Origin of the sequence: Polaromonas sp. JS666, assembly GCF_900103405.1 — a bacterium.
Lineage (GTDB): Bacteria > Pseudomonadota > Gammaproteobacteria > Burkholderiales > Burkholderiaceae_C > Polaromonas.
This window is the reverse complement of the sequence record NZ_FNHX01000004.1, coordinates 470,935-496,522: the sequence shown is the minus strand read 5'-3', so window position 1 is coordinate 496,522 and position 25,588 is coordinate 470,935. Positions and strand designations below refer to the sequence as shown.

General features: G+C 68.9%; 18 protein-coding genes. 11 read left to right on the top strand and 7 right to left on the bottom strand.

Translation table 11 applies throughout. From position 1 onward, the window contains the following. Positions 1-155 precede the first annotated feature (155 nt). The 6 genes from BLQ85_RS13375 to BLQ85_RS13350 all read left to right on the top strand — a co-directional run bounded on the left by BLQ85_RS13375 (position 156) and on the right by BLQ85_RS13350 (position 5,309). Complete coding sequence (locus BLQ85_RS13375; protein ID WP_074577782.1) at positions 156-1,175, top strand: sensor histidine kinase; 1,020 nt, start codon at positions 156-158, stop codon at positions 1,173-1,175. Then, complete coding sequence (locus BLQ85_RS13370; RefSeq protein WP_074577705.1) at positions 1,172-1,909, top strand: LytR/AlgR family response regulator transcription factor; 738 nt, start codon at positions 1,172-1,174, stop codon at positions 1,907-1,909. The genes BLQ85_RS13375 and BLQ85_RS13370 overlap by 4 nt, the downstream gene beginning before the upstream one ends. A gap of 65 nt (positions 1,910-1,974) precedes the next feature. After that, positions 1,975-2,697, top strand: a complete 723-nt coding sequence (locus BLQ85_RS13365; RefSeq protein WP_074577704.1) for an FkbM family methyltransferase — start codon at positions 1,975-1,977, stop codon at positions 2,695-2,697. 17 nt (positions 2,698-2,714) lie between these two features. Further along, positions 2,715-3,878 (top strand): AI-2E family transporter, encoded by a 1,164-nt coding sequence (locus BLQ85_RS13360; RefSeq protein ID WP_074577703.1) that lies wholly within the window; start codon positions 2,715-2,717, stop codon positions 3,876-3,878. 59 nt (positions 3,879-3,937) lie between these two features. Then, positions 3,938-4,714: a TerC family protein gene (locus BLQ85_RS13355; RefSeq protein WP_074577781.1), complete on the top strand. Its 777-nt coding sequence runs from the start codon at positions 3,938-3,940 to the stop codon at positions 4,712-4,714. Further along, positions 4,707-5,309: a tRNA-uridine aminocarboxypropyltransferase gene (locus tag BLQ85_RS13350; RefSeq protein WP_074577702.1), complete on the top strand. Its 603-nt coding sequence runs from the start codon at positions 4,707-4,709 to the stop codon at positions 5,307-5,309. The genes BLQ85_RS13355 and BLQ85_RS13350 overlap by 8 nt, the downstream gene beginning before the upstream one ends. 1 nt (position 5,310) lies before the next feature. Here BLQ85_RS13350 and BLQ85_RS13345 read toward each other — a convergent pair whose 3' ends face one another. Beyond that, positions 5,311-5,928 carry an ABC transporter ATP-binding protein gene (locus BLQ85_RS13345; RefSeq protein WP_074577701.1) on the bottom strand — a complete coding sequence of 206 codons (618 nt, stop codon included), beginning with the start codon at positions 5,926-5,928 and terminating at the stop codon, positions 5,311-5,313. Between the two features lie 100 nt (positions 5,929-6,028). Between BLQ85_RS13345 and BLQ85_RS13340 the strand changes: the two genes are divergently transcribed. Continuing rightward, positions 6,029-6,499: a group II truncated hemoglobin gene (locus tag BLQ85_RS13340; protein ID WP_074577700.1), complete on the top strand. Its 471-nt coding sequence runs from the start codon at positions 6,029-6,031 to the stop codon at positions 6,497-6,499. A gap of 15 nt (positions 6,500-6,514) precedes the next feature. Here the strand turns inward: BLQ85_RS13340 and BLQ85_RS13335 are convergent, their stop codons facing one another. From BLQ85_RS13335 to ppc, 3 genes are all read right to left on the bottom strand, one after another. Continuing rightward, on the bottom strand, positions 6,515-14,665 hold the full coding sequence (locus BLQ85_RS13335; RefSeq protein ID WP_074577699.1) for a glycoside hydrolase family 94 protein: 8,151 nt from the start codon (positions 14,663-14,665) through the stop codon (positions 6,515-6,517). A 4-nt stretch (positions 14,666-14,669) separates the two neighbouring features. Then, positions 14,670-14,897 (bottom strand): hypothetical protein, encoded by a 228-nt coding sequence (locus BLQ85_RS13330; protein ID WP_139200967.1) that lies wholly within the window; start codon positions 14,895-14,897, stop codon positions 14,670-14,672. A gap of 418 nt (positions 14,898-15,315) precedes the next feature. Next, positions 15,316-18,201, bottom strand: coding sequence for a phosphoenolpyruvate carboxylase (gene ppc / locus BLQ85_RS13325; protein WP_074577697.1), 2,886 nt, complete (start codon positions 18,199-18,201; stop codon positions 15,316-15,318). Between the two features lie 116 nt (positions 18,202-18,317). On the opposite strand from ppc, the gene hemC reads away from it, so the two are divergent. From hemC to BLQ85_RS13305, 4 genes are read left to right on the top strand one after another with little or no spacing between them, the layout of a single operon-like run. Next, positions 18,318-19,280, top strand: coding sequence for a hydroxymethylbilane synthase (gene hemC / locus BLQ85_RS13320; RefSeq protein WP_074577696.1), 963 nt, complete (start codon positions 18,318-18,320; stop codon positions 19,278-19,280). Further along, a complete protein-coding gene (locus BLQ85_RS13315) occupies positions 19,280-20,107 on the top strand; it encodes a uroporphyrinogen-III synthase (RefSeq protein WP_074577695.1) in 828 nt (275 codons plus the stop codon). Before hemC ends, BLQ85_RS13315 begins: the two co-directional genes overlap by 1 nt. Next, on the top strand, positions 20,104-21,258 hold the full coding sequence (locus tag BLQ85_RS13310) for a uroporphyrinogen-III C-methyltransferase (protein WP_074577694.1): 1,155 nt from the start codon (positions 20,104-20,106) through the stop codon (positions 21,256-21,258). Before BLQ85_RS13315 ends, BLQ85_RS13310 begins: the two co-directional genes overlap by 4 nt. Positions 21,259-21,283: 25 nt before the next feature. Continuing rightward, a complete protein-coding gene (locus BLQ85_RS13305; RefSeq protein ID WP_074577693.1) occupies positions 21,284-22,573 on the top strand; it encodes a heme biosynthesis HemY N-terminal domain-containing protein in 1,290 nt (429 codons plus the stop codon). A gap of 16 nt (positions 22,574-22,589) precedes the next feature. On the opposite strand, the gene BLQ85_RS13300 is transcribed toward BLQ85_RS13305, so the two are convergent. The 3 genes from BLQ85_RS13300 to BLQ85_RS13290 form a co-directional block, all read right to left on the bottom strand. Beyond that, on the bottom strand, positions 22,590-23,132 hold the full coding sequence (locus tag BLQ85_RS13300; RefSeq protein WP_074577692.1) for a DUF805 domain-containing protein: 543 nt from the start codon (positions 23,130-23,132) through the stop codon (positions 22,590-22,592). A 74-nt stretch (positions 23,133-23,206) separates the two neighbouring features. Then, entirely contained in the window at positions 23,207-24,577 is a 1,371-nt protein-coding gene (locus BLQ85_RS13295; protein WP_074577691.1) for a DUF58 domain-containing protein, read from the bottom strand. Between the two features lie 11 nt (positions 24,578-24,588). Next, positions 24,589-25,584, bottom strand: a complete 996-nt coding sequence (locus BLQ85_RS13290) for an AAA family ATPase (protein ID WP_074577690.1) — start codon at positions 25,582-25,584, stop codon at positions 24,589-24,591. Between the last annotated feature and the right edge of the window lie 4 nt (positions 25,585-25,588).

Sequence of the window (25,588 nt, the reverse complement as noted above, 5' to 3'; positions counted from 1 at the left end):
TCTTCCAGGCCGCCGCCGCGGGGGCGCGACCGGTGCAATACTCGGCATCACGGTGATTTTATCCATGTGCCCAAGGTCCGGCCTTTCCTCGACATCCACGTATGCACGCCAAGAAGCCTTCGCCTGATCCGCAGACCTTCGGGGAATCGACCCTGATGGGCAGCGTCATCTCTGTTGATGAGGAGCCGGCGCGGCGAAGCAGCGTGCGCGCCGGCATGTTTGACGCCTGCCAGGTCGGGGTGGTGCTGCGCGCCGTGCTGTTCGCGGAGGCCATGGTGGGCGTCACCGCCATGTTCGACGCCGACACGGCCCTGCAGTGGCTGCTGCGTTTTGCCTTGCTGACCGGTGGGGTGCTGCCGGCCACGCTGGCCTGGCTGATCGTGGCCTGCGCCCTCAAGTCGCGGCTGAACCGGCTCAGGTCCTGGCTGCAGTGGACGGCCGGCGTGCTGCTGGGCGCGGGCGCGGGCCTCTACGGCTGCGGGCTGCTGTCGGTGATGGGGCTGCTGGTGCGGCCGCCCTGGTGGGCCAGCGCGGCGGCGGGCGCCCTGCTGTCGGCCATGCTGCTGGCGGGCCTGTACTGGCGCGCCAAGGCGCGCACACCGGCGGCCACGGCGGCGCGCCTGGCCGAGCTGCAGTCGCGCATACGCCCCCATTTTTTGTTCAACACCCTCAACAGCGCCATCGCGCTGGTGCGCGCCGAGCCGGCCAAGGCCGAGGCCGTGCTGGAAGACTTGAGCGAGCTGTTCCGCCACGCGCTGGCCGACCCGGCGGAATCGGTCACCCTGGGCCAGGAAATCGCGCTGGCCCAGCGCTACCTGGCCATAGAGCAGGTGCGCTTCGGCGAGCGCCTGCAGGTGCAGTGGAGCCTGGACGCCGAGGCCGACCAGGCCAAGCTGCCGCCGCTGCTGCTGCAGCCGCTGGTGGAGAATGCCGTCAAGCACGGCGTGGAGCCCAGCGCCACCGGCGCGCAGCTCAGGATTTCCACGCTCAAGCGCGGCGGCACGGTGGTGATCAAGGTCACCAACTCGACCCCGGCGGGCGCCGGCGAGCGCGGCCACGGCCTGGCGCTGGCCAATGTGCGGGAGCGGCTGGCCTTGCTGCATGATGTCGAGGCGAAATTCAGGACCGTGTTCAAGGACGGCATATTTCAGGTACGCATGGAGATTCCCGCATGAAACTCAAGGTACTGGTGGTGGACGACGAAGCGCTGGCCCGGTCGCGCCTGCGCACCCTGCTGGGCGATTGCACGGCGCCTGCCGCGGTGGTGGGCGCGGAAGCGGCCGATGCCGCGGAGGCCATGGGGGCCCTGCAGCGCGAAGCCTTTGACGCGGTGCTGCTGGACATCCGCATGCCGGGCGCCGACGGCATTGCGCTGGCCCAGATGATCGCCACGCTGCCGCGCAGGCCCGCCGTGGTGTTTGTCACGGCCCATGCCGAGCATGCGGTGCAGGCCTTTGAACTCGAGGCCATCGACTACCTGACCAAGCCGGTGCGCCTGGAACGCCTGCAGCAGGCGCTGCAGAAGGTGGAGCGCCTGGCGCAGGCCGCGCGCCCCGGCCAGCCGCCCGCCGAGGAAACGCTCATCATCCAGGACCGGGGCCGCACCGAGCGTGTGCCGCTGGCCGAGGTGATCTACTTCAAGGCCGAGCTCAAGTACATCACCGTGCGCACGGCCAGCCGCAGCTACATCCTGGACGGCTCGCTGAGCGAACTGGAGGAGCGCCACGCGGCGCGCTTCATGCGCATACACCGCAACGCGCTGATCGCGCGGCATGCGGTGCGCGCCCTCGAAAAACATTTCGACCCCGAGGAGGGCGAGGGCTGGGCGGTGCGGCTCAACGGCATCGACGAGCTGCTGGCGGTCTCGCGCCGCCAGCTCAGCGCGGTGCGCGAGGCCATCACGGCCTGATACGCCCGGCGGCTGTTCCCGGCATCCCCGGTCTCTTTTTTCCGTTTGCTGTTCCCCCTCTCCACATGCCCCCACACGTCGATTTCACCCAGCGCCATATCCACCGCTTCAGCAACCAGCCCGCCGTCGAGCAGCAGCTGGTGCGCGATTTTTTTGCCGGTAAAACCGGTTTTTACGTGGATGTGGGCGCCAACGACCCGGTGCTGGACTCCCAGTCCCAGCACCTGGAGGCGCTGGGCTGGACCGGCCTGCTGGTCGAGCCCGACCCGGATTGCTGCGCGCTGCTGCGGCAAAGCCGCAAGGGCACGGTGATCGAAATGGCCTGCTCCAGCCCCGAGAACGCCGGCAAGCTGCTGCAGCTGAACCGCGCGGGCCCGCATTCGACGCTGGAAGACCGGCCCATTGCACTGGGCGCGGTGGTGCGCTCCACCGTGGCGGTGCGCTGCGAAACCCTGGACACCATGCTGCGCGAACACGGCGCGCCCGTGGGCTTTGATTTACTGTCCATCGACATCGAGGGGCATGAGCTGGTCGCCCTGTCGGGTTTTGACTTCGCGCACTGGCAACCCCGGCTGGTGCTGATCGAGGACCATGTAACCCACCATCGCAAACATGCGCTGATGCGGCGCAACGGCTACCAACTGCTGCTGCGAACCGGCCTCAACAGCTGGTACGTTCCGGCGAAAGCGTCCTACACGTTTTCCTGGGCGGCCCGGTTTGAATATCTGCGTAAGTACTACCTGGGGCTTCCGTCGCGGAAGTTTCGCTATTCGCGCCAGGCGACTTGAACGGACACGGGGGACACATGACACAAGAAGAAGCCGACTCGCCGTCGCCGGCCGACGCGGCCCTGGCCGCAGAAACGCAGCGCGTGCTTCTTCACATGCCGGTCGACATCCGCAACATGTCGCTGGTGGTGCTGGCCGGCCTGGCTTTCCTGTTCGTGCTGCACTGGGCCAAGGCCGTCTTCATCCCGGTGATGCTGGGCGTGTTGTTCAGCTATGCGTTTTCGCCGGTGGTCAACTGGTTTGAAGCCAGGCGGGTGCCGCGCTGGCTGAGCGCGGCCGTGCTGCTGCTGGCGATTCTGGGCGGCATAGGCGGCACCGCCTGGTCGCTCGGTGACGAGGCCACGCAGCTGGTGGAGGCGCTGCCGGCGGCGGCGCAGAAGTTCCGCCAGGCCGTGAAGGCGCGCACCGGCCGCTCCGACAGTGCGCTGGAAACCGTGCAGAAAGCCGCATCGCAGATTGAGCAGGCCGCGCAGGAGAGCTCGGCACCCGGCACCACGCGCGGTGCCATGCGTGTGGTGGTCGAGCCCGCGCGCTTTGACATCAGGCACTACCTGTGGTCGGGCACCGTCGGCCTGATCGCGCTGATAGGCCAGGCCACGGTGGTGGTCTTCCTCACCTACTTCCTGATGATCTCGGGCGACACCTTCAGGCGCAAGCTGATCAAGCTGGCGGGCGACAGCCTGAGCAGCAAGAAGATCACGCTGCAGGCCCTCAATGAAATCACCGGCCAGATCCAGCGCTACCTGCAGGTGCAGCTGCTGACCAGCGCGCTGGTGGGCGTGCTGACCTGGCTGGCCCTGCTGGCCCTGGGCCTGGACAACGCCGCCGTCTGGGGCGTCGCGGCGGCCGTGCTGAACCTCGTGCCCTATGTCGGCTCGCTGGTCACGGCGGCCGGCTCGGCGCTGGTGGGCTTTATGCAGTTCGGCTCGCTCAACATGGCGCTGGCCGTGGGCGGCGCCTCGCTGCTGATCCACACCCTGGTCGGCAATTTGCTCACGCCCTGGCTCACCAGCCGCACCAGCCGCATGAACCCGGTGGCGGTCTTTATCGGGCTGCTGGCCTGGGGCTGGCTGTGGGGTGTGTGGGGCCTGCTGCTGGGCATCCCCATCCTGATGATTGTCAAGGCGATTTGCGACCGGGTGGAGGACTTGAAACCCATCGGTGAATTTTTAGGTTCTTGACCGAATAAACTGCACGCGGGGATGGACCCGATGATGGCCTGGCGCCAGGAAAGATGCCCATGATGGAACTGCTGACCGACCCGCAAGCCTGGATTGCCTTTGCCACCCTGACCGCGCTGGAGCTGGTGCTGGGCATAGACAACATCATCTTCATCTCCATCCTGGTCGACAAGCTGCCCAAGGCCAAGCAGGAACTGGCGCGGCGCCTGGGCCTGTTCATGGCCATGTTCATGCGCATAGGCCTGTTGCTGGTGCTGTCCTGGATCATCGGGCTGGTGGAGCCGCTGTTTACCGTGTTCAAGCAGGAAATCTCCGGCCGCGACCTGATCCTGATCGCGGGCGGCCTGTTCCTGATCTGGAAGAGCACCGGTGAAATCCACCAGTCCATGGAGGGCGAGGAAGGCCATGCCTCGAGCGCCGTCAAGGCCACCTTTGCCGCCGTGATCGTGCAGATCATGATCGTCGACATGATTTTTTCGCTGGACTCCATCATCACCGCGGTCGGCATGGTCGACAGCATCGCGGTCATGATCGCCGCCGTTATTGCCTCGGTCGGCCTCATGATGCTGTTCGCGCCGGCCATAGGCCGCTTTGTCTCCACCCACCCGACCATCAAGATGCTGGCCCTGTCCTTCCTGGTGGTGGTGGGCGTGGTGCTGATCGCCGAAGGCCTGGACCACCATGTGCCCAAGGGTTATGTCTACTTCGCCATGGCCTTCTCGGTGGCGGTGGAAATGCTCAACATCCGCATGCGGCGCAAGACCGCCCGGCCCGTGCACCTGCGGAACGCCTATTCGGCGGAGGGCGATAAGGCCGCGGACAGCCCCCGTGACTGAGCCGGCGGGGCGCGCGGCCTGCGGCGTCTGCCTGCGGCCGCAAAGCGCCTGCATCTGCCAGTGGATCAGGCCGGTGGCGCATGAAGCCGGGGTGCTGATCCTGCAGCACCCGCTGGAAGCGGGCCATGCCAAAAACACCGGCCGCCTGCTGCAGCTGAGTTTGCCGCGCAGCCGCATGCTGATGGGGGAAACGTTTGAAGAAGCCGGCCTGCGCGCGGCGTTGGCCGAGACGCCTGCCTATACGGTGCTGCTGTACCCGCCCACGCCGCAGGACGATGACACGCCCGCCCTGGACCTTGAGCGGCTCAAAGACCCGCCGCGTGTGCGCCTGGTGGTGCTGGACGCGACCTGGCGCAAGAGCCGCAAGATGCTGCACCTCAACCCGTTGTTGCGGCGGCTACCGCGCCTGTCGCTGGAAGATGTGCCCGCGTCGGCTTACCTGATCCGCAAGGCCCACAAGCCGGGACAGCTGTCGACGCTGGAGGCGGCTTGCGCAGCACTCGTGCAGCTTGAAGGGGATGCTGGCAGATATCGGCCGCTGCTCCAGGCCTTCAACGGCTTTGTGGCGCAGCAACAGGCATTTGTTCCGAAGTAGTTCAGTCGCCGAGATCGATCACACCGGCCAGCGTCACCCCGCTGGGGGCTGCATAGTCCGCAATCACCGCCGCGCGGCCGGCTTGTGTCGAAATAGCCTGAAGCTGTTCTTTGACAAAAGCAATCGAGGGCGCATCGAGTGCGGCGAAGGGTTCGTCGAGCAGCAACAGCGCCGCGCCCGAGGCAAACGCCGCCGCCAGCCAGACCTTGCGCTTGGACCCCGTGGACAGCATGAAGAGTTGCTTGTCGATGTGAGGCTCCAGTCCCAGTCCTTCGACCAGCGGACCTGTCAAACCCGCATCAAAACTTGAATACTTGCCTCGAACAGTTTCGAAATACTGCAGCGGTGTGAGCTGGTCGAAGTCGGTGCTGCGCGGCTCCATCCAGAACAGCTGCCGGCGATAGGCCTCGGGTTGTTCTGCCAGCGATACGCCGTTCAGCTGCAACTGCCCCGCATCGGCAGCCAAGGCGCCTGCCATCAGGCGAAGCAAGGTACTTTTGCCGCGCCCGTCACCGCCTTGCACCAGCGTGACGCCGGGTGGGATGGTGGCGGACAGGTGGGCGAAGAGTTCCACCCTGGGATTGGGGTAGCGAAAGCTGAGGTTTTTAATGATGAGCACGATGGGTGTTTGGTAGGCGCTACCTGGTGAGGCGGAAGCAAGCGCTGATGTTAATCTGCGAATTTTCGGACTGCACCCAGCAACCTGCCAGGAAATAGCCATGCCCGATCGCAATATTCCAAGCCTCTATGAATGGGTGGGCGGCATAGACGCCCTGACCCGCCTGACCACGCGCTTTTATGAACATGTGAAGAAGGACGATGTGCTCGGACCCGTCTTCGCGCACATGGGCGGCGAGCATCCGGCCCATGTGGCTGCCTTTCTCGGCGAAGTGCTGGGCGGGCCAGCCACGTATTCGACGCAGCATGGCGGCCATCCGCACATGATCCGCCAGCATTTGAACCGGCACCTTGACCAGGCACAGCGCCGCCGCTGGGTCGGGCTGCTGCTGGAGACGGCGGACGAGCTGGGCATGCCCGAGGATCCCGAGTTCCGCTCGGCCCTGGTGGGCTACCTGGAGTGGGGCTCACGGCTGGCGGTCATCAATTCGCAGCCGGGGGCCACCGTCGATCCCGACGCGCCCATGCCGCGCTGGGGCTGGGGCGAGGTCAAGGGGCCATACCTCGGCTGATCTTGACCGAGGCGATCAGCCTGTAGCCTGCACCAGCAGGCGCGCAGCTTCCGGCAATTCGGCGAGCAGGACGACCTGCCCAGGTGTGAGCACGCGATCCGCCGGAAAGCTGTCTTCAGCCGCCGCGCCGTCACGCTGCCAGCGCACCGTCAGCGCATGGCCCTGCACATTGAGGGCTATCTCGAACGAGGGCCAGTGCGCCGGCACACAAGGTGACAGCGAGAGTTCACCCTGCTGCACGCGCAGGCCCAGAATGTTTTCCAGCGCGGCGCGGTGCAGCCAGGCGGCCGAGCCGGTGTACCAGCTCCAGCCGCCGCGGCCCACATAGGGCGCTGTGCCGTAGATGTCGCCGGCCATCACATAGGGCTCAAGCTCGTAGGCCGGGCCGCGCAGCGGGTGTTCGCTGCGGTGGGCGGGGCTCAGGGCCTGGAAGCTCTTCCACGCGGCCTCGGCGTCGCCGGTGGCGGCCTGGGCCATCATGGCCCAGACGGCGGCGTGTGAATACTGGCCGCCGTTTTCGCGCACGCCGGGCGGGTAGGCCTGAATGTAGCCGGGGTTGTTGGCCGAGTGCTGCAGCGGCGGCGTGAGCAGGCGCAGCAGGCCGGCCTCGTGGTCGACCAGCTGGTCATTCATGGCCTGCATCGCGGGCACCGTGAATTCGTCGCTGGAGGCGCCGGACAGCACGGCCCAGGCTTGGGCGATCAGGTCGATGCGGCATTCGTCGTTGGCGGCCGAGCCCAGCGGCGCGCCGTTGTCGAAAAACGCGCGGCGGAACCAGGCGCCGTCCCAGCCGTCTTTGTGCAGTGCGCTGACCCAGCCCTGGCGTGCGGCCCGCCAGCTGTCGGCGCGGCGGGTGTCGCCGCGCGCGCGGGCCAGGGGTTCAAAGTCCTGCACCACGCGGCATAAAAACCAGGCCAGCCACACCGACTCGCCGCGGCCCTCATGGCCCACGCGGTTCATGCCGTCGTTCCAGTCGCCGGTGCCCATCAGCGGCAGGCCGTGGGCGCCGGTGGCCAGGCTCTTGTCGATGGTGCGCGCGCAGTGCTCAAACAGCGTGGCGCTTTGCGCGCTGGCTTGCGGTGCGTAGTAGGCGTCTTCCGCGCCTTCGGGAATCGCCGGGCCGTCGATAAAGGCGGCCTGCTCGTCGAGGATGGCCGTGTCGCCGGTGACCTGCACATAGTGGGCGCAGGCATAGGGCAGCCACAGCAGGTCGTCGGAGAAATGCGTGCGCACGCCTTCGCCGCCGGGCGCATGCCACCAGTGCTGCACATCGCCTTCGGGAAACTGGCGCGAGGCGTTGAGCAAAATCTGCCGGCGCAGGCGGCCGGGCTCGGTGAGGGCAAAAGCCATGGCGTCCTGCAGCTGGTCGCGAAAACCGAAGGCGCCGCCGGCCTGGTAGAAGCCGGCCTTGGACCACAGGCGGGATGCCAGGGTCTGGTACAGCAGCCAGCGGTTGACCAGCGCGTCGAACAGCGGGTCCGGCGTGCGCACCTGCACCTTGCCCAGCAGGCCGGCCCACCAGGCCTTGACCTCCTGCAGCGCCGCTTGCGTATCGCGGCCTTGCCAGGCGCGGGCCAGTTCCGCGGCCTGGGCCGCATCGCCGGCATGGCCCAGCACAAAGCTCAGCGTGATGCTTTGGCCCGGCTGCAAGCTGAAATCACCGGCCAGCGCGGCGCAGGGGTCTATGCCGCCGTCGGCGTTGCGGCCCAGGACGGCGGGCGGCGCGAGGCGGCCCGCGGCATCAAAAAACTCGCCGCGGTCACAGGTCCATTGCGGCGCATCCGGCAAGCCGGCCAGCGCCAGGAAGGCGGTGCTGCCGCCGAAGCCCGCGCGGCTTTCGCGCTGCTGCGCGAACACGGCCTTGAGCTCGGCGTCCTTGGCCCTCCAGGTCTGCACGGTGCGGCGCTCATGGCGCGCCGCACCCATCTGCCACTCCACCATGGCCAGGGCACGCAGGCGGCGCACATCGTTTCCCTGGTTATGCAGGCGCAGCTGCACGCACTTGACGGAATCCTGGAGGTCGGCGAACCAGGTGGTCTCAACCCGCAGCGCGCCATGCATGCGTTCAAACGTGCTGTAGCCCTGGCCGTGGCGCACGCGGCAGGATGCCCCGGGCTCGATGGAGGCGCCCAGCGGCAGCTGGGTTTGTGTGTCCAGGTCCTGCAGCAAGTAGTGCTCGAAGCTGGGGTCGGTGACCGGGTCGTTGGACCAGGGCGTGAGCTGGTGCAGCCGGCTGTTGCCGGCCCAGGTGTAGCCGGCGCCGGCTTCCGAAACCTGGAAGCCGAAGGCGGCGTTGGCGATGATGTTGACCCAGGGGCGCGGCGGGCGGTGCAGGGCATCGACCTCGAACTGGAATTCGCCGGTGGCCGGGTCAAAGCGGCCTTGCGGCGCCTGCGTAGCCCCGGATGCCTGCGGCGGCGGGGCGGTGGCAGCGCGGCTGGGGGTGTGGCTGGGAGTGTGGCCCAGGGCCTGCAGCGCGCCGGTCTGCAGCTCCAGCGGCCGGCCGTCGGCCGCGAGGATGAGGCGGGCCAGGCCCGTGAGCGCGGCTTTTTCCGAGGGCACGATTTCTTGTTCGCGCAACAGGAAAAAGCCGCCCACGTCACTGCGCGGGAAACTGTTTTCGGCCTGCTGCAGCGTGCGGTCGCGCAGCGCGAGGATGTCGCGCTGCAGCGGCATCAGGTAGGAATTGGCCTCGCTGTTGAGGATGACCACATCGGCGGCCAGGCCGCAGAAACTCCACCAGGGCTGGGCCCGCAGCAGCGCGTGCACCAGCGCCATGCCGTTGCTGGAGTGAATCAGCACCAGCACGATGGGCTTGTCGCCCGAGAGCCCGAAACGCCAGAGCTGGCGCTGGTCGATCAGGCCGCGCTCGGGGGCCGGCCGGGCGCAGCTGTACATCAGCGCGGTGTTGATATCCTGCAGCGCGGCGTTCTCGCCGGGGTCCACGCCGAGGTCGCGCAGCCGCACCTGGGCCAGCGTGGCGGCCATGCGGGTGGCGCGCTCCACGTGCATGGGCTGCAGGTATTTGTCGATGCGCGCGGCCAGCTCCTCGGTGTTGGGCGCGGCGGCGGTGGCAAAGCTGAGCCGGGCCAGGCCGCCGGCGGGAATGCGCAGGCGCACGCGCAGGCCGGCCACCGGGTCCAGCCCGTTGATGGGCGTGTGGCCCTCGCCGCGCGCCTCGGCCAGCAGGGCCGGCTCGCCGGGGCCGCGGCCCCGGCCCAGGAAGGCGCGCCGGTCCGAGATGAAATCGATGGTGCGCACATTGGCCTCGGAGTCGGCCAGGAAGTGCGCGGCCGCCATGGCCGGGTCGCCCTGCAGCCTGGGCCTGCGCGACAGCAGCAGGGCGCGCCATCCGGCGTGCCATTCGGTCTGCACAAACAGGTTGGAAAACGCCGGGTGCGCCTCGTCGGCGCGCGGGTCGGTCAGCACGGCCTCGAAACAGGAAACGAGTTCCAGTGTCACCTCTTCGCTGGAGAGGTTGCGCAGGGTGACGGTGCGCAGCTCGGTGTCGTCCTCGGGGCTGACCAGCACGGTGGTGGTCGCCTCCAGCGTGCTTGACGCCATCTCGAACTGCACGCGGTCGGCCAGGAAGGTGGCCTGGTAGCGCCAGTCGGGGTGCGGCGCCGGGTGCTGGGTGAGCGAGTGAAAGCGCTCCTGCGGCGCGGCGCGCAGGTAGATGAAGGTGCCGCAGGCGTCGCGCAGCGGGTCGTCGCGCCAGCGCGAGACGTTGTAAGTCCGGTTGCCGCTGCGCCAGCGGCTGACGCCGGCGCCGTTGGCGCGCAGCGCCACGCTGTAGCGGCCGTTGGACAGCAACTGCGTGGGCTGCCAGCCGGGCGCGGCGGGGTCGATCTCGCGCGAATGGTAAAGCCGGGCTTCGGCGCTGTCCTCTGGCTCGGGCGGCTCGCGCGGGTCGGCGCTTTCGATGATCTGGCGCGGGGTTTTTTCGTGCAGCAGCGAGTCAAAGGCCTGCACCAGCGGCGCCGAGGCGAACCAGCGGCGCGGCGCCCCGTCGCACAGCACGTTGCACAGCGCCACCAGCGACATGCCCTGGTGGTGCGCCATGAAGGTGTTGACCAGGCTCAGCGCCTGCGCGCCGGGCTGGCGCGCGACGGTGAAGTCCAGCGCGTCGACAAAACCGTATTCGCCGCGCGCGCCCCACTGCTCGAGCTGGCGCAGGTTGGCCGTGGCCTCGCGCGGCATGAACTGGGCCGCCATGATGCTGGCATAGGGCGCGACCACGCGGTCGGTGGGCGGCGTGCGGCGCAGGGCCAGGCGCGGCACGCCGAAAGGCGAGTACTGGAAGGCCAGCGTGTGGTCCTGCGCGAAATAGGCCGACTCCGAGACGCCCCAGGGCAAGCCTTGGGATTCGCCGAAGGCCTGCTGCTCCTTGACCGCGGCCAGGCCAGAGACCTGCAGCAGGCCCTCGTCGGGCTCGCTCATGACCAGCGAGGGCATCAGGTATTCGAACATGGAGCCCGACCAGGATTTCAGGCCCGGCGTCACGCCCACGGTCAGGAAGGCGCGGCCCAGCGCCCGCCAGTGGCGGCGCGGCACGTCGCCCTTGGCGATCGCCAGGAAGCTGGTCAGCCGCGCCTCCGAGGCGAGCAGGTCGTAAAAGCTCGCGTCCAGCGCCTGCTCGTGCACGCGCAGGCCGATGTGGAACAGGTGGCGCTTGGCGCTGTAAAGGCCGCTGAAATCCATGGCCATGCACAGGCGTTCGCAGCGCCCGGCCAGCTGCAGCAGCGGGGCGGACTCGGCCCCGGCGGTGTCCGCCCGCCCGGCCAGCAGCCGGCAGTTCTGCGCGACCGCCAGCAGGTGGCCCGCGAAGTTGCCGCTGTCGACCGTGGAGACGTAGGCCGGCGGCAGCACCTGCAGGGTTCGCGTTTCATACCAGTTGAGCAGGTGGCCCTGGTGCTTGGGCAGGGCCTCCACGGTGTCCAGCGTGGCGGCCAGGCGCGCGATCATCTCGCCGGTCGATATCCAGCTGAACTCGCGCGCGCAGGCCACCGCCATCAGGTACAGGCCTATGTTGGTCGGCGAGGTGCGGTGGGCCAGCGTCGGTTCGGGCTCCATCTGCAGGTTGTCGGGCGGCAGGTGGTGGTCTTCGGGGCCAACCACGCGCTCGAAAAAACGCCAGGTCTGTTGCGCCAGCTGCAGCAGGTAGTCGCGGTCCGCGGCGTCGGGCACGGTGCCCCGGCCGGCGGCGCCGGGCTGGCTGCCCCACCAGGCCAGCAGCGGCGCCAGGGCCCACAGCACGAACAGCGCAGGGCCGGCGAAGGGATGGGGGCTCCAGCAGGCGGCCGCGGCGAAAGCCAGGCACAGCGCGGACACGCCCGCGTGGCCGCGCGCAAACGCGGCCGGTGTGTAGCGGGCCGAGGTCTGGGCCTGGGCCGCGGTGGTCCATTGCAGCAGGCGTCGCCGGCTCACGGCCATGCGCCACAGCGCCCGCGTGATCGCGTCCAGCAGCAGCGCGGCCTGCACCGCGAGCTGGCTGAACTGCCAGGCCGCCTGTGCCAGGCTGCGCCCGACGTCGCGCATGCCGATGTCGAAAAAATGCAGCCAGGCGATGCCGCGCCGCGTGGGCACCAGCCCGGCCAGCGCGCCCATCAGCGGGCCGGCCAGGAATGCGAGGACGGTGAAGGTCAGCGCCGTTCCCAACGGCAGCGCGCCGCTGAAAACCACCCAGGCCAGCAGCGCGAAGCAGGCCGGCGCCACCAGCGAGCGGCGCAGGTTGTCGGCCATGCGCCACAGGCCCAGCGCGTCTATGCCGAAGGTTTTGGCGCGCAGCATCAGCGGCAGCAGTTGCCAGTCACCGCGCGTCCAGCGGTGCAGCCGCGAGGCGGCCACATCGGCATGGTGGGGCTGGTCTTCCATCAGCACCACATCGCTGACGTAGGCGCAGCGCGCGATGCTGCCTTCGAGCAGGTCGTGGCTCAGGATGGCGCCCTCGGGCAGGCGCCGGTCCAGCACGGCGTGCAAGGCCTCCACGTGCAGCAGGCCCTTGCCGCTGAAGTTGCCCATGCCGAACACGTCCTGGTAGAGGTCGGAGTTGCCGCTGCTGTAAGGGTCCAGGCCGCGCTGGCCGGCGAACAGGGTGTGAAACGGCGAGCGCTCGCGGCGCGCGGGCAGGGGCGTGGCCACGCGCGGCTGCAGGATGCCGTAGCCGGCGGTGACGCGGCGGCTTCTGCGGTCCACCTGCGGCGTGTTCAGCGGGTGGGCGGCGATGGCCACCAGTTCGCGCAGGGCGCCGGGGGGCAGGCCGGTGTCGCTGTCCAGGGTCAGCACATAACGCGTGCCTTCGGCCAGCCGCATGGCGTCGCCCGCCGGCGTGAAGGGCGAGGCCGAGTGCCCGGCCAGGTGCCGCAGCAGCATCTCGAGCTTGCCGCGCTTGCGCTCCCAGCCTATCCAGCGGCGCTCCGTGGCCGACCAGCTGCGCGGCCGGTGCAGCAGCACAAAACGCGCGGGCTGGCCGTGGGCCGCCGGGTAGCTCGCGTTGAGGGCGCGCAGGCGGGCCAGCGCGTCGTCGAACAGCGCCTGGTCGTCGGGCCGGTGTTCGGTCTCGGTATCGGCCCAGTCGGTCAGCAGTGCGAACTGCGCGTGCGCCTCGCGGCTGGCCAGCCAGTGCAGCTGCAGCCGGTGCACCAGCTCGGCATTCGCCGCGGCCGAGCTGAGCATGCAGGGGATCGCCACCAGCACGCGGTGTTCGGCCGGGATGCCGGCGCTGAAGTCCAGGCGGGCCAGTGGCTGTATGCGGGTGGACTCGGCGATCAGCCGGTGCATCAGCGCGGCCACGGCTTCCGAGGCCGGCCAGGCCATGAGCAGCACTGCCACCCAGCCGGGCCAGGGCAGGGCGGCCAGCGGTTGCGCGGCCCAGGCCAGCAGCGCGGCGGTGCCGGCGAACCAGGCCGCGGCGAACAGCGGCAAGCGCCAGGCGCGCGGTGTGCCGCGGGCCGGCAAGGGCCTGTGCGGGCCGGCGGACGGACCCAGCGCGGCTTCGAGCAGCGGACGGCCCGGCCCTATCAGGTAGTAGCCGGCGGTGCGCGCCACCAGCGAGTTGTTGGGCTGGCGCGCCGCGGCCAGCACGGCTTCGGCGACGGCGCGTTCGGGCTTGCCGGTCTGCTGCGCCAGCCTTTCCATGGCGCGCGTGATCTGCTGGCGCGTGATCTCGCTTTCGCGCGAGAAGCTGGGCAGGCGGCGCAGCACCTGCAGCGAGTGGCTGACGGGCTCTATCAGCTCCGCCCATTCGACCTGGCCTATCAGCCTGAGCGTGGTGATGATGTTGCTGACCGTGAGGTTGGCGGCCACCTGCGCGGTCTGGCCCTCGCCTATCATGCCCAGCGCGTCGGAGCAATGCTGGGCGGCCCAGCGCACCAGCGGCAGGGGCGGCGGCGCGTCGGGTTCGGGGCGCCCGGCCGGCATGCGCTGCCAGAGCTGGGTCAGGTAGGCGCGCTCCAGGCCGTGGGACTGCATCAGGGCCAGCAGTTCGTCGAGCTCGCGCAGGTTCAGCGCCTCGACCTTGTCCCAGGCCGCATGGGCCACCTCGCGCGCCACCTTGTTCCAGGCGATGCGGTCGGCCATGCGGCGCAGGTTTTCCAGCAGCACCACGCGCAAGGTGGTGGGCAGGGCCCAGAGTTCCCCGAGGTTGAGTTCGCTGACCTCCTGGTAGGCATGCAGGAAGGCGGTGAACAGGACTGGGTCGAGCACGCTGTCGGTATGCGCCACATAGGCCCAGGCGATGCCGTAGACGCGCGGCAGGCCCTGCAGCGGCTTGTCGGCAAGCTTGGGCAGGTCGGCGTAGTAGCGGTGCGGCACGCCGTCCTGGATCTGCTGCAGCTGGGCCTCGACCAAATGGAAATTGTCGAGCAGCCATTCGGCCGCCGGCGTGACGTAGTGGCCGCTGCGGGAGGTCAGCGCGATGTAGTCGTAGGCCAGGCGTATGGCGGCAATGTTTTCCTGCACGCGCGGGAAAAACGGCGGGCCGCCGTGCTCGCTGCCGGCGGGCAGCACGGCCTGGGCTGCGGCCAGGCTGCGGCCGTGTTCCTCAAAACGCTGGGCGCCGAACAGCTCGGCGCGTATGGGTTGCTGTATGTCGCTGCGGCGGCCGCCCAGCAACTGCCGGGCATAGGCGCTTAAGTTGTCCAGCCGCTCGAGGACAGCGGTAGCCACGCGCTCAGGCTAGCGCCAGCATGCCAAGGCAGACCGCCACGATGAGCGCCACTGTCACGATGCGCGGCAGGAGCACCGAATGCGCGGACTGCAGGCCGGTCTGGAGCGTGAAAAAACGGCCGCGCGAATGCGCGCACTGGTCCATGTGCGACGCCAGGTCGGCGGCGTCGGTGGAAACAAAATCGTTGCGAATGGCCGACGGTGTATCGGCCATGATCTCCAAGGTGGTCATGATTTTGTGCTCCGGGCTGGGGTGGGCAATGCGTGCGGAATGCGGCATTGCTCCGAGTTCAAGAAGCTGTTCACGATCCAGACGGAGCCATGAACAGCTTCTAGCACCATGCTAAAACCCGGCACCGCAAGGCGCCATCGGAAGACGCTGGAGTTTGTCTAGGACAAAGCCTACACAACAGGGGGAGTATGCGCTTCTCGAATACCCCTATGGTTTGCTACCCGGCGCGGGTGGCGTCGTTGATGCCGATGCGACTGCCATCAACCTTGCTCCGGCGGTGTGCCCTTTGCATGGGTTTGTTGGCCGGGGTTGCCCGGCGGCAACTCACTTTTCTTTGGCGAAGCAAAGAAAAGTGCCTCGCCCGCCGGGGCGAGACCCGGCCAACTGAACTTAACAAGGGGGGAGAGGGAGGAACGCCCTAGCCTGTATTGCGCAAACCAGCCGCGATCCCGTTGATCGAAATATGTATACCGGTCTGGACCCGCTGGTCAGCCTGCCCCGCCCGGTAGCGCCGCACCAGTTCGACCTGCAGGTGGTGCAGCGGGTCGATATAGGGAAAGCGGTGGCGGATGGAGCGCTGCAGTGCGGCGTTGCCGGCCAGGCGCTGTTTTTCGCCGGTGATCAGGGCCAGGGCGTCGGCCGTAAGGTGCCATTCGGCCTCGATGGCGCTGAAGATTTTTTTGCGCAGGCGCGCGTCGCCGACGAGGTCGGAATAGCGCGAGGCCAGGGCCAGGTCGCTCTTGGCCAGCACCATGTCCATGTTGCTGAGCAGGGTGCGAAAGAAGGGCCACTGCTTGTACATTTTCTGCAGCAGCGCGAGCGCTTCCTTGCGCGCGGCGGGGGTGCCGCCCTGGCCCAGCATGTGCGCGATGGCCGAGCCGAAGCCGTACCAGCCGGGCAAGGTGAGGCGGCATTGGCCCCAGCTGAAACCCCAGGGGATGGCGCGCAGGTCTTCGATTTTTTGCGAGGCCTTGCGCGAAGCCGGGCGCGAGCCGATGTTGAGTTCGGCGATTTCGCGTATCGGCGTGGCGCTGAAAAAATATTCGGTGAAGCCCGGGGTGTCGTAGACCAGCGTGCGGTAGGCCGCCATGCTGGCTTGCGAGAGTTCGGCCGCGGCCTGCAAAAAGGCCTTGGTCGCGGGTTTGGTCGGCTGCAGCAGCGTGGCCTCCAGCGTGGCGGCGACCAGGGTTTCGAGGTTGCGCCGGCCGATCTCGGGATTGGCGTATTTGGAGCCTATGACCTCGCCCTGCTCGGTCAGGCGTATCTGCCCGCGCACCGTACCCGGTGGCTGGGCCAGGATGGCCTGGTAGCTGGGGCCGCCGCCGCGGCCCACGGTGCCGCCGCGGCCGTGGAACATGCGCAGCTGGATGTTGTGCGAGTTGGCCAGCACGTCGAACAGCTCGACCAGCGCGATCTCGGCGCGGTAAAGCTCCCAGTTGCTGGTGAAGATGCCGCCGTCCTTGTTGCTGTCGGAGTAGCCGAGCATGATGTCCTGCTCGGCGCCGCTGCGCTTGACCAGCTGGGCAATGCCGGGCAGGGCGTAGAACTCGCGCATGATGGGCGCGGCATTGCGCAGGTCTTCAATGGTTTCGAAGAGCGGCACCACGATCAAATCGTTCGTCGCGTTGCTGTCCAGCGTGCCGTGCATCAGGCCGACTTCCTTTTGCAGCAACAAGACTTCGAGCAGGTCGCTGACGGTTTCGGTGTGGCTGATGATGTAGTGGCGTATCGCTTCCTTGCCGAAGCGCGCGCGCGCCGTGCGGGCCGCTTCAAAAATCGCGAGCTCGCTTTGCGCATGGGCCGAGTAGGCGCTGCCGACCACGCGCAGCGGCCGCGCGTCGTTGAGCAGGCCCACCAGCAGCGCGCGCTTGGCGGCTTCGTCGAGCTTGGCGTAGTGGGGCTCTATGCGCGCGGCGGCCAGCAGCTCGGCCACCACTTCCTCATGCTTGTCGGAGCTCTGGCGCAAGTCGACCGTGGCCAGGTGAAAGCCGAAGACCTCGACCGCGCGTATCAGCGGGTGCAGGCGCTGGGCGATCAGGGCCTCGCCATGGTGGGCCTTGAGCGAGGCTTCAATGGTGCGCAGGTCGGCCAGGAAGTCCTCGGACTTCAGGTAGGCGTTTTGCGGCGCGACGGCGTGGCGCGCGGCATCGCCGCCGGTCAGCTCCTTGAGCGTGGCGGCCAGGCGGGCATAGACGCCGGTCAGGGCGCGGCGGTAGGGCTCGTCCTTGCGGTGTTCGCTGGTGTCGGGCGAGCTTTCGGCCAGGGCGCGCATCTCGGGGCTGAAATCGACCAGCATGGCCGACAGCGAAAGCTCGCCGCCCAGGAAGTGGACCTCGGTCAGGTAGTGGCGCAGCGCCACCTCGGCCTGCCGGCTCAGCGCGTAGTTGAGGGTCTCGGCGCTGACGTTGGGGTTGCCGTCGCGGTCGCCGCCTATCCACTGGCCCATGCGCAAAAAGCTGTGCACCGGCTGGTTGCCGAGTTCACGCTCGAGGTTGGCGTAGAGCTTGGGGATTTCGCGCAGGAAGGTGGCTTCGTAATAACTGAGCGCGTTCTCGATCTCGTCGGCCACGGTGAGTTTGGAAAAACGCAGCAGCCGGGTCTGCCACAGCTGCATGACGCGGGCGCGCAGCTGGGCCTCGTTGGCGGCCAGCTCGCGCGGCGTGAGGGCGTCCTTGGCGGCGTTGTGGGCCAGGGCCAGCGCCTTGATGTCGTCGCGCGCGGTCAGCAACTGGGCGATGTCGCGTTCGGCGTCCAGGATGCTTTTGCGCTGCACTTCGGTGGGGTGGGCGGTGAGCACAGGCGAGACAAAGCTGTGCGCCAGCGTATTGGAGATGGTGCGGGTCGAGATGCCGGCCCAGCGCAGGCGGGCCAGCGCCACTTCGATGCTGCCCTCCTGGGTGTCGCCCGCGCGCTCGTGCACGGCGCGGCGGCGTATGTGGTGGCGGTCCTCGGCCAGGTTGGCCAGGTGGCTGAAATAGGTGAAGGCGCGTATCACGCTGACCGTCTGGTCGCCCGACAGGCCCTTGAGCAGCTTCTTGAGGGCCTTGTCGGCTTCGGGGTCGGCGTCGCGCCGGAAGCTGACGGAGAGCTTGCGCACCTGCTCGATCAGCTCATAGGCGGCCACGCCTTCCTGCTCGCGGATCACGTCGCCCAGGATGCGGCCCAGCAGGCGTATGTCTTCGACCAGGGGGCGTTCGTTGTCCCGCGAGCGGGTGGAAGCCTTGGGCGCCGCGGCTGCCGCGCCGTCCCTGGCGCCCTCGCTGGCGTGTTGTTGTAGCTTCTTGGCGCGCGCGGAAGTGACCATCTCTACCCTCTAGTTCTTAAGCTTGTTCTTAAGCCCTGCATGCTAGCATTCACTTCCCCCCAAGTATTACAAGCAGGTTACGAGTGTCCGCAGTGTCTGAATCCAACCCCCCTGAGATGAAGAAGGTGGTCATCGCCACACGCGAGAGCCGCCTGGCGATGTGGCAGGCCGAACATGTGAAGGCCTTGCTCGAGTCGAGCCTGGGCTGGCAGGTCGAGCTGCTGGGCATGACCACCCAGGGCGACCAGATCCTGGACCGTTCGCTGAGCAAGGTCGGCGGCAAGGGCCTGTTCGTCAAGGAACTCGAAGTGGCGCTCAGCGAAGGCCGGGCCGACCTGGCCGTGCATTCGCTGAAAGACGTGCCCATGGACCTGCCCGAGGGCTTTGCGCTGGCTTGCGTGCTGGAGCGCGAGGACCCGCGCGATGCTTTTGTGTCTAATCAATTCGCCGGCCTGGCCGATTTGCCGCAGGGTGCGGTGGTGGGTACCTCCAGCCTGCGCCGGCTGGTGCTGCTCAAGGCCTTGCGGCCCGACCTGGTGATACAGCCGCTGCGCGGCAACCTGGACACGCGTTTGCGCAAGCTCGATGAAGGCCAGTACCAGGCCATTGTGCTGGCGGCCGCGGGCTTGAAGCGCCTGGGGCTGGAATCGCGCATACGCGCCACTTTTGAGCCGGCTCAGATGCTGCCCGCCGCGGGGCAGGGCGCATTGGGCATTGAAGTGCGCGCCGACCGCGCCGACCTGCTGGCCGCGCTGGCCACGCTGGCGGATATGCCGACCTGGCTGGCTGTGACGGCCGAGCGCACGGTCTCGCGCGCCATGGGCGGCAGCTGCTCCATGCCGCTGGCGGCTTTCACGCAGGGCGCGGCGGCGGGCGGCAGCATGCAGCTGAGCGCCGCCTGGGGCGACCCGGCCACGGCCGAGGCGCCGTCCGGCAGCGCCGCCCCATTGGCGCCCCTGGTGCAGGTGAAACAAAGCGCCCAGGTGCGCAATTTCGCCGAGGCCGAGGCCCTGGGCGAGGCCGTGGCGGCGCAACTGCGCGCCGGCGGAGCGGTCTGGGCCGGCAAGGGCCAGGCCTGATGCACCCCATGCCGGCGCCTGCGGCCGGTGCGGCCCCCGTCATCGTGACGCGCCCCGCGGCGGATGCGCGGCACTGGGTCCACGAGTTGCGGCAGGCCGGCTTCGCGGCCGAAGCGCTGCCGCTGATCGATATCGCAGCCGCGCTTGACACCGGCGCGCTGGCGCGGGCCTGGCAAACGCTGGACCGCTATGCGGCCTGCATGTTTGTCAGCGGCAACGCGGTGGCGTATTTTTTCAACTCCTCCCTGGCGAGCGGCCTGCCGCCCACGCTGCGCCTGATGGCGCCCGGGCCCGGCACCGTGGCGGCCTTGCTGGCCGCGGGTGTGCCTGCCGCGCAGGTCGATGCGCCGGCCGCCGACGCCGGGCAATTTGACTCCGAGGCGCTGTGGGCTGTGGTCGGGCAGCGCGACTGGCAAGGAAAGCGCGTGCTGGTGCTGCGCGGTGAAAGCCCCGATGCCGCGGGCGGCGCGGTGTCCTCTGGGCGCGACTGGATCGCCCGCCAGTGGGAGGCCGCCGGCGCCCAGGTGGATTTTGTCGGCGTGTACCAGCGCCGTGCGCCCCAGTTCAGCGAAGCGCAGCTGGCGCGCGCGCGCGCCGCCAGCAAAGACGGCTCGGTCTGGCTGTTCAGCAGTTCGGAGGCACTGGCAAACCTTACGCACCAGCCGGCCCTGGCCGGCGTCGACTGGCGCGGCGCCCGCGCGGTGGCGACGCATCCGCGCATCGTGGACGCGGTGCGCGCCGCGGGCTGGGGTGTTGTTGTGGCGTCACGCCCCGCCCTGACGGACATCAGGGAGACATTGGCCTCGATAGAATCCCTTTATCCATGAGCGATCCCCACATAGCCCAGCCCACGCCTTCCACGCCCGACAAGGAGCCTGTGCTGGAGCGCGCTCTGGTGGTGGCCGAACCGCTGGTCCCCGCGTCCGATACCTGGCTGGTGCCGCGCAAATGGGCGCTGGTGGTGGCCGCGCTGGCGGCCGGCGGCCTGCTGGCCAGCGGCCTGCTGTGGCAAAAGCTGGCCACCATCCAGGAAGAACTAGCCCGCCGCAGCCTGGACTCCGGCGCGCAGGCCATCGAAGCGCGCGCGCTGGCGCGCCAGGCCCAGGAGGCCACGCGCGAACTCTCGGCGCGGCTGGCGATCCAGGAAACCCGCATCAGCGAAGTCAGCCTGCAGCGCACCCAGCTTGAAGAACTGATGCAAAGCCTGTCGCGTTCGCGCGATGAAAACCTGGTGGTGGACGTGGAGTCCGCGCTGCGCCTGGCGCAGCAGCAGGCCCAGCTCACCGGCAGCGCCGAACCGCTGCTGGCCGCGCTCAAGTCGGCCGACCAGCGCCTGGCGCGCGCCGCGCAGCCGCGCCTGAACCCGCTGCAGCGCGCCATTGCCCGCGACATGGACCGCATCAAGGCCGCGACCCTGACCGACGTGCCGGTGCTGATGCTCAAACTCGACGAACTGGCGCGCCTGGCCGACGACCTGCCGGTGGCCAACGCCATGGTGGCCAACAGCCCCTTGCGCGCGGTGCCGGCCCTGGCCGCGACCGCCCCGGCCGCGCGCGCCAGCGCGCCGGCGGCCGACAAGCCCTCTGAGGGGATGTTCGACAAACTTTCGCTGAGTGCTTGGTCGCAGCGCACGCTGGACAACCTGCGCGATGAAGCCCGCAAGCTGCTGCGCGTGAGCCGCATCGAGCAGCCCGAGGCGGCCCTGCTGTCGCCCGAGCAGTCCTTTTTCCTGCGTGAAAACCTGAAGCTGCGCCTGCTCAATGCGCGCCTGGCCCTGCTGTCGCGCCAGAGCGATTCGGTGCGCACCGACCTCGCCAGCGCCAGCGCCTGGCTGGGCAAGTATTTCGACCCTTCCTCGCGCAAGACCCAGGCCGCGGCCCAGCTGCTGGCCCAGGTGCAAGGCCAGCTCAAGACCAGCGAGCTGCCGCGCCTTGATGAAACCATGGCCGCGCTGGCCACGGCGGCCGCGGGCCGCTGATTCTTCGCAAAGGCAGGACACACGCATGCGCGCCGCCCTCTGGCTACTGGCCCTTTTTGGCGTGGCGGTTGCCGTGGCGCTGTTCGCGGGCAACAACCAGGCCGTGGTCACCATCTTCTGGCCGCCGCACCGGGTCGATATTTCCTTCAACCTGGCGGTGATGCTGCTGGCCGCGCTGTTCTTTGTGCTCTACCTGGCGCTGCGCGCGGTGTCGGCGGTGTTCTCGTTGCCGGCCGAGGCGCGGCGCTGGCGCGCCCAGCAAAAAGAGCGCGCCATGTACGGCGCCCTCATGGATTCGCTGGCCCATCTGCTGGCCGGGCGCTACATACGCTCGACGAAATCGGCGCAGAACGCGCTGGCGCAGGAAAAAAGCCTGCGCCCGCTGGCCGACCACTACAGCCACATAACCGGCCACAGCTCCAGCCGCGGCGCCCAGCTGCGCGCGCTGGCCCACCTGCTGGTGGCCGAGGCCGCGCAGTCGCTGCAGAACAAGGGCTTGCGCGACCAGCACCTGCACCAGGCGCTGAAAAGCTCGGCGCCGCGCCATGCGCAGGAAGTGCGCGAGGGCGTGCAGTTCCGCGCGGCGCGCTGGGCGCTGGACGACCGCGACGCGGGCGCCGCGCTCGACTGGCTGGCCCAGCTGCCGCAGGGCGCCTCGCGCCGCACGCTGGCCCTGCGCATGAAGCTGCGCGCCTCGCGCCATGCGCGGCAGACGTCGCAGGCGCTGGAAACCGCGCGCCTGCTGGCCAAGCACCGCGCGTTTTCACAGGCGGCGGCGCAAAGCATCATCCGCGGCCTGGCGCTGGAGCTGCTCAACGACGCGCATGACCCCGTGCAGCTGCAGCAGGCCTGGCTCTCACTCGACCAGAGCGAGCGCGCCATGCCCGAGCTGGTGGTGCATGCCGCATCGCGCCTGATGGCGCTGCACGGCGAGCCGGACCTCGCGCGCAGCTGGCTGTTGCAGGTCTGGGACGCGATGATGCAGCCGCGCTCGGACATAGGCGACAACCTGCGCATCAAGCTGATCGGCGTGCTGGAAGCCGGGCTGGATTCGCTGGACGCCGCCTGGCTGGCGCGCATTGAAACGGCGCAGCTGAGCCGGCCGCGCGATGCCAACCTGCAATACCTGGCGGGCATGGCCTGCCTGAACCGCCAGCTCTGGGGCAAGGCCCGCCAGCTGCTGTCGCAGGCCGCGCCGGCCCTGCAGGACGTGGCGCTGCACCGCAATGCCTGGCGCGCGCTGGCCCTGCTGGCCGAGCAGCGCGAGGACGAAGCCGCTGCGGCCCAGGCCTACAAGCGCGCGGCCCAGATTTAAGAAGCTCTTTAACGGCTTAGGGCTTGACCACCTGGGCCGCCTTGGCCCGTTGCGTATAACCCTGGTAAGCCGGCAAGGCGATGGCGGCGATGAGGCCGACGACCATGATGACGGGGAAGGCCAGGCCGCCTATCTTGACCAGCGTGGTGTTGGGCGGCGGCGGCGCGCCGAAGCGGTTGCCGCCCTTGGTGCCCGGGTTGAACAGCCACACCAGGCCTACCAGCGGGATCAGGGCCAGCAGTATGGTCCAGCCGGACCATCCCATGTCGTGGCTGCGCTGTATGCTCAGCAGCACGATGAAGATGAAGTAGGGGATGGTCGCCAGCATGCCGAGCACGCCGGCGGCCTTGCCGAAGCCGAGGGCGCCGGCAATAAAGCCCAGCACGACGGCCGCCACCACCATCAGCAGGTAGCCGCCCAGGTTGTAGGCCAGGTAGCGCAGCCGGCCGACCCGGCCCCTGGCCGAAAACAGCTTGACGGGCTGCACGCCCGCCTCGTTGTCGAAAACATCATCCACCACGGCCTTGGGCGCTGCATACGGGTTCATTGCTTCGGACATCGCATCCCTCCTGTTGTTGAGACCCGAAGGATAACCGTTGCCGGGGCGCCTGTGGACCCCCCTTTAGGCAACGCTTACAGCAACCCGGCGCGCTTGACCGCGTGGTAGCGGTTGACCAGCGAGACGGCCAGCTGCGCCGGCTCCACGTCCATGGAGAGCGGGTCCGCGCCGACCACGCGCGCGAAGGCGTCGCGCCGCGACTGCGCGAACAGGTGAGCGGCGGCCACGTCGACCGCGTCCGTGGGAGTGGACAGGGCCTGGCCGGCGATGCGGCCCAGCACGCGCTCGCGCAGGCTGGCCACCAGCACAAGGTGCTGGCGGCGCAGCAGCTTGATCGCCGGGCGCAGCTCGGCGGCGTCCTCGTCGCGGAAGTTGGTCAGCACGATCACCAGCGCGCGCCGGCGCTGCACGCGCAGCAGTTCCTGGGCGGCCAGCAGGTAGTCCGAATGCATGGCGCCGGGCTGGATGTCGTGCAGGCGGTTCATCAGGGCGTTGAGCGTGGCCGCGCCCTTGCGCGGCGCGAAATCGCGGCGCTGCCCCGGCAGGCCGCCGAAGGTCATGGCGCCGACCTCGTCGCCTTCTTTCAGGGCGACGTAGCTCAGCAGCATCAGCGCGTTGAGGGCTTCGTCGAAATGGCTGCTGCCTGGGGCCGCGTCCTGCTCCGGCCCGCCTTCGTCGGCGCGCATGCGGCGGCCGCAGTCCAGCAGGAAGAACACGCACTGGTCGCGGTCGTCCTGGAATTCGCGCACGATGGGCCGCTGGTGGCGCAGCGTGGCCTTCCAGTCGATGTGGCGCAGCGAATCGCCGGTCTTGTAGTCGGCCAGCTGGCGGAAGTCGGTGCCCAGGCCGCGCTGCACATAGGTCTTGATGCCGATCTGCGCCAGCCGCCGGTCGCCGGACAGCCAGGCGTAGCGCGCCAGCGCGGCGAAGTTGGGGTACACGCGCAGCTTGCCGGGCTGGCCCAGCGATTGCTGCACTTCGAAGCAGCCGCCGCGGCTGCGCCAGCGCAGCTGGGTGCTGCCGAAAAGCGCCACGCCGCGCTCGCGCGCGGTCACCGTGTAGCGCAGCTCGGCGCGCGAAGCCGGCGGCACGGTCAGGGATTGCGGCAGGCCCTCGAAGGCAAAGCGCGGGTCCACCTCGTCGAACACGGTCACGGACCAGGCCAGCGGGCCTTCGTTGACCAGCACCAGCGTGAGCACGGTGGGCACGCCCAGCGAAAAGGCGCCGGGCAGCGTGCGCTCCATGCGCAGCGGCGCCTGGCGCCACAGGCGGCGGCTGCGCCAGAGATCGAACAGCGCGCCGGCCAGCGCCGGCAGCAGCACGGCGCCGGCCAGCAGGGCCAGCGTGCCCACCGGCAGGCCCGCGAGCAGGGCCAGGCAAGCGGCCACGGCGGCGCCGGCCAGCGCCTGGACCATGCCTGCCGTGGGAATCACCAGCCAGCGCATGCGGGCCGGCCTCAGAGACGCGGCGCCTGCACGCTGCCCTGGGCGCTGCGCAGCAGCTCGTCCACGCCCAGGCCCTCGAGCTGGGCATCGGGCGAAATCATTACGCGGTGGCGCAGGGCCGGCAGGGTCTGGCGCGCCACGTCGTCGGGCGTGATGAAGTCGCGCCCGTCCATCAGCGCGCCGGCGCGCGCGGCGCGCACCAGCGCCATGGTGCCGCGCGGCCCCGCGCCGGACGAAAGGCCGGGCCAGTCGCGCGTGGCGCGCGCGATGCGCACCGCGTAGTCGATGACCTGTTCATGCGCCTGCACCAGGCTGGCCAGGCGCTGCAGCTCCAGCACCTGGGTGTCGTCCAGGCAGGGCCTGACCGCGTCCAGCGGCAGCTGGTTGCCGGCGCGCTGGCCGGTGGTCAGCTGCACCACCGCCTTTTCTTCGGCGTGGCTGGGGAAGGCGATGTTGATCTTGAGCAGGAAGCGGTCCAGTTGCGCCTCGGGCAGCGGGTAGGTGCCTTCGGTGTCTATCGGGTTTTGCGTGGCCATCACCATAAAGGGGCGCGGCAGCGGCATGGCCCGGCCTTCCAGCGTGACCTGGTATTCCTGCATCACCTCGAGCAGCGCGCTCTGAGTCTTGGCCGGCGCGCGGTTGATTTCATCGGCCAGCAGCAAATGCGTGAAGACCGGCCCCTGGTGCACGCGTAGCGTGCCTATGCCGGATTCACCGCGGGTGGACGGATCCAGCACCGAGTGGCCGGTGATGTCCGAGGGCATCAGGTCGGGCGTGAACTGCACGCGCGCGTAGCGCAGGCTCATGGCCTGTGCCAGCGCCCGCGCCAGCAGCGTCTTGCCGAGGCCGGGCACGCCCTCGATCAGCACGTGGCCGGACGCGACCAGCGCCACCAGGGTCTGGTCGACGGCTTCCGTCTGGCCGACCACGGCCTTGCCGACTTCGTGGCGCAGGGTCTGCAGCCATTCGGCCGCGCGTATCAGTTCGTCGTTGGGAATCGATGACATGGTG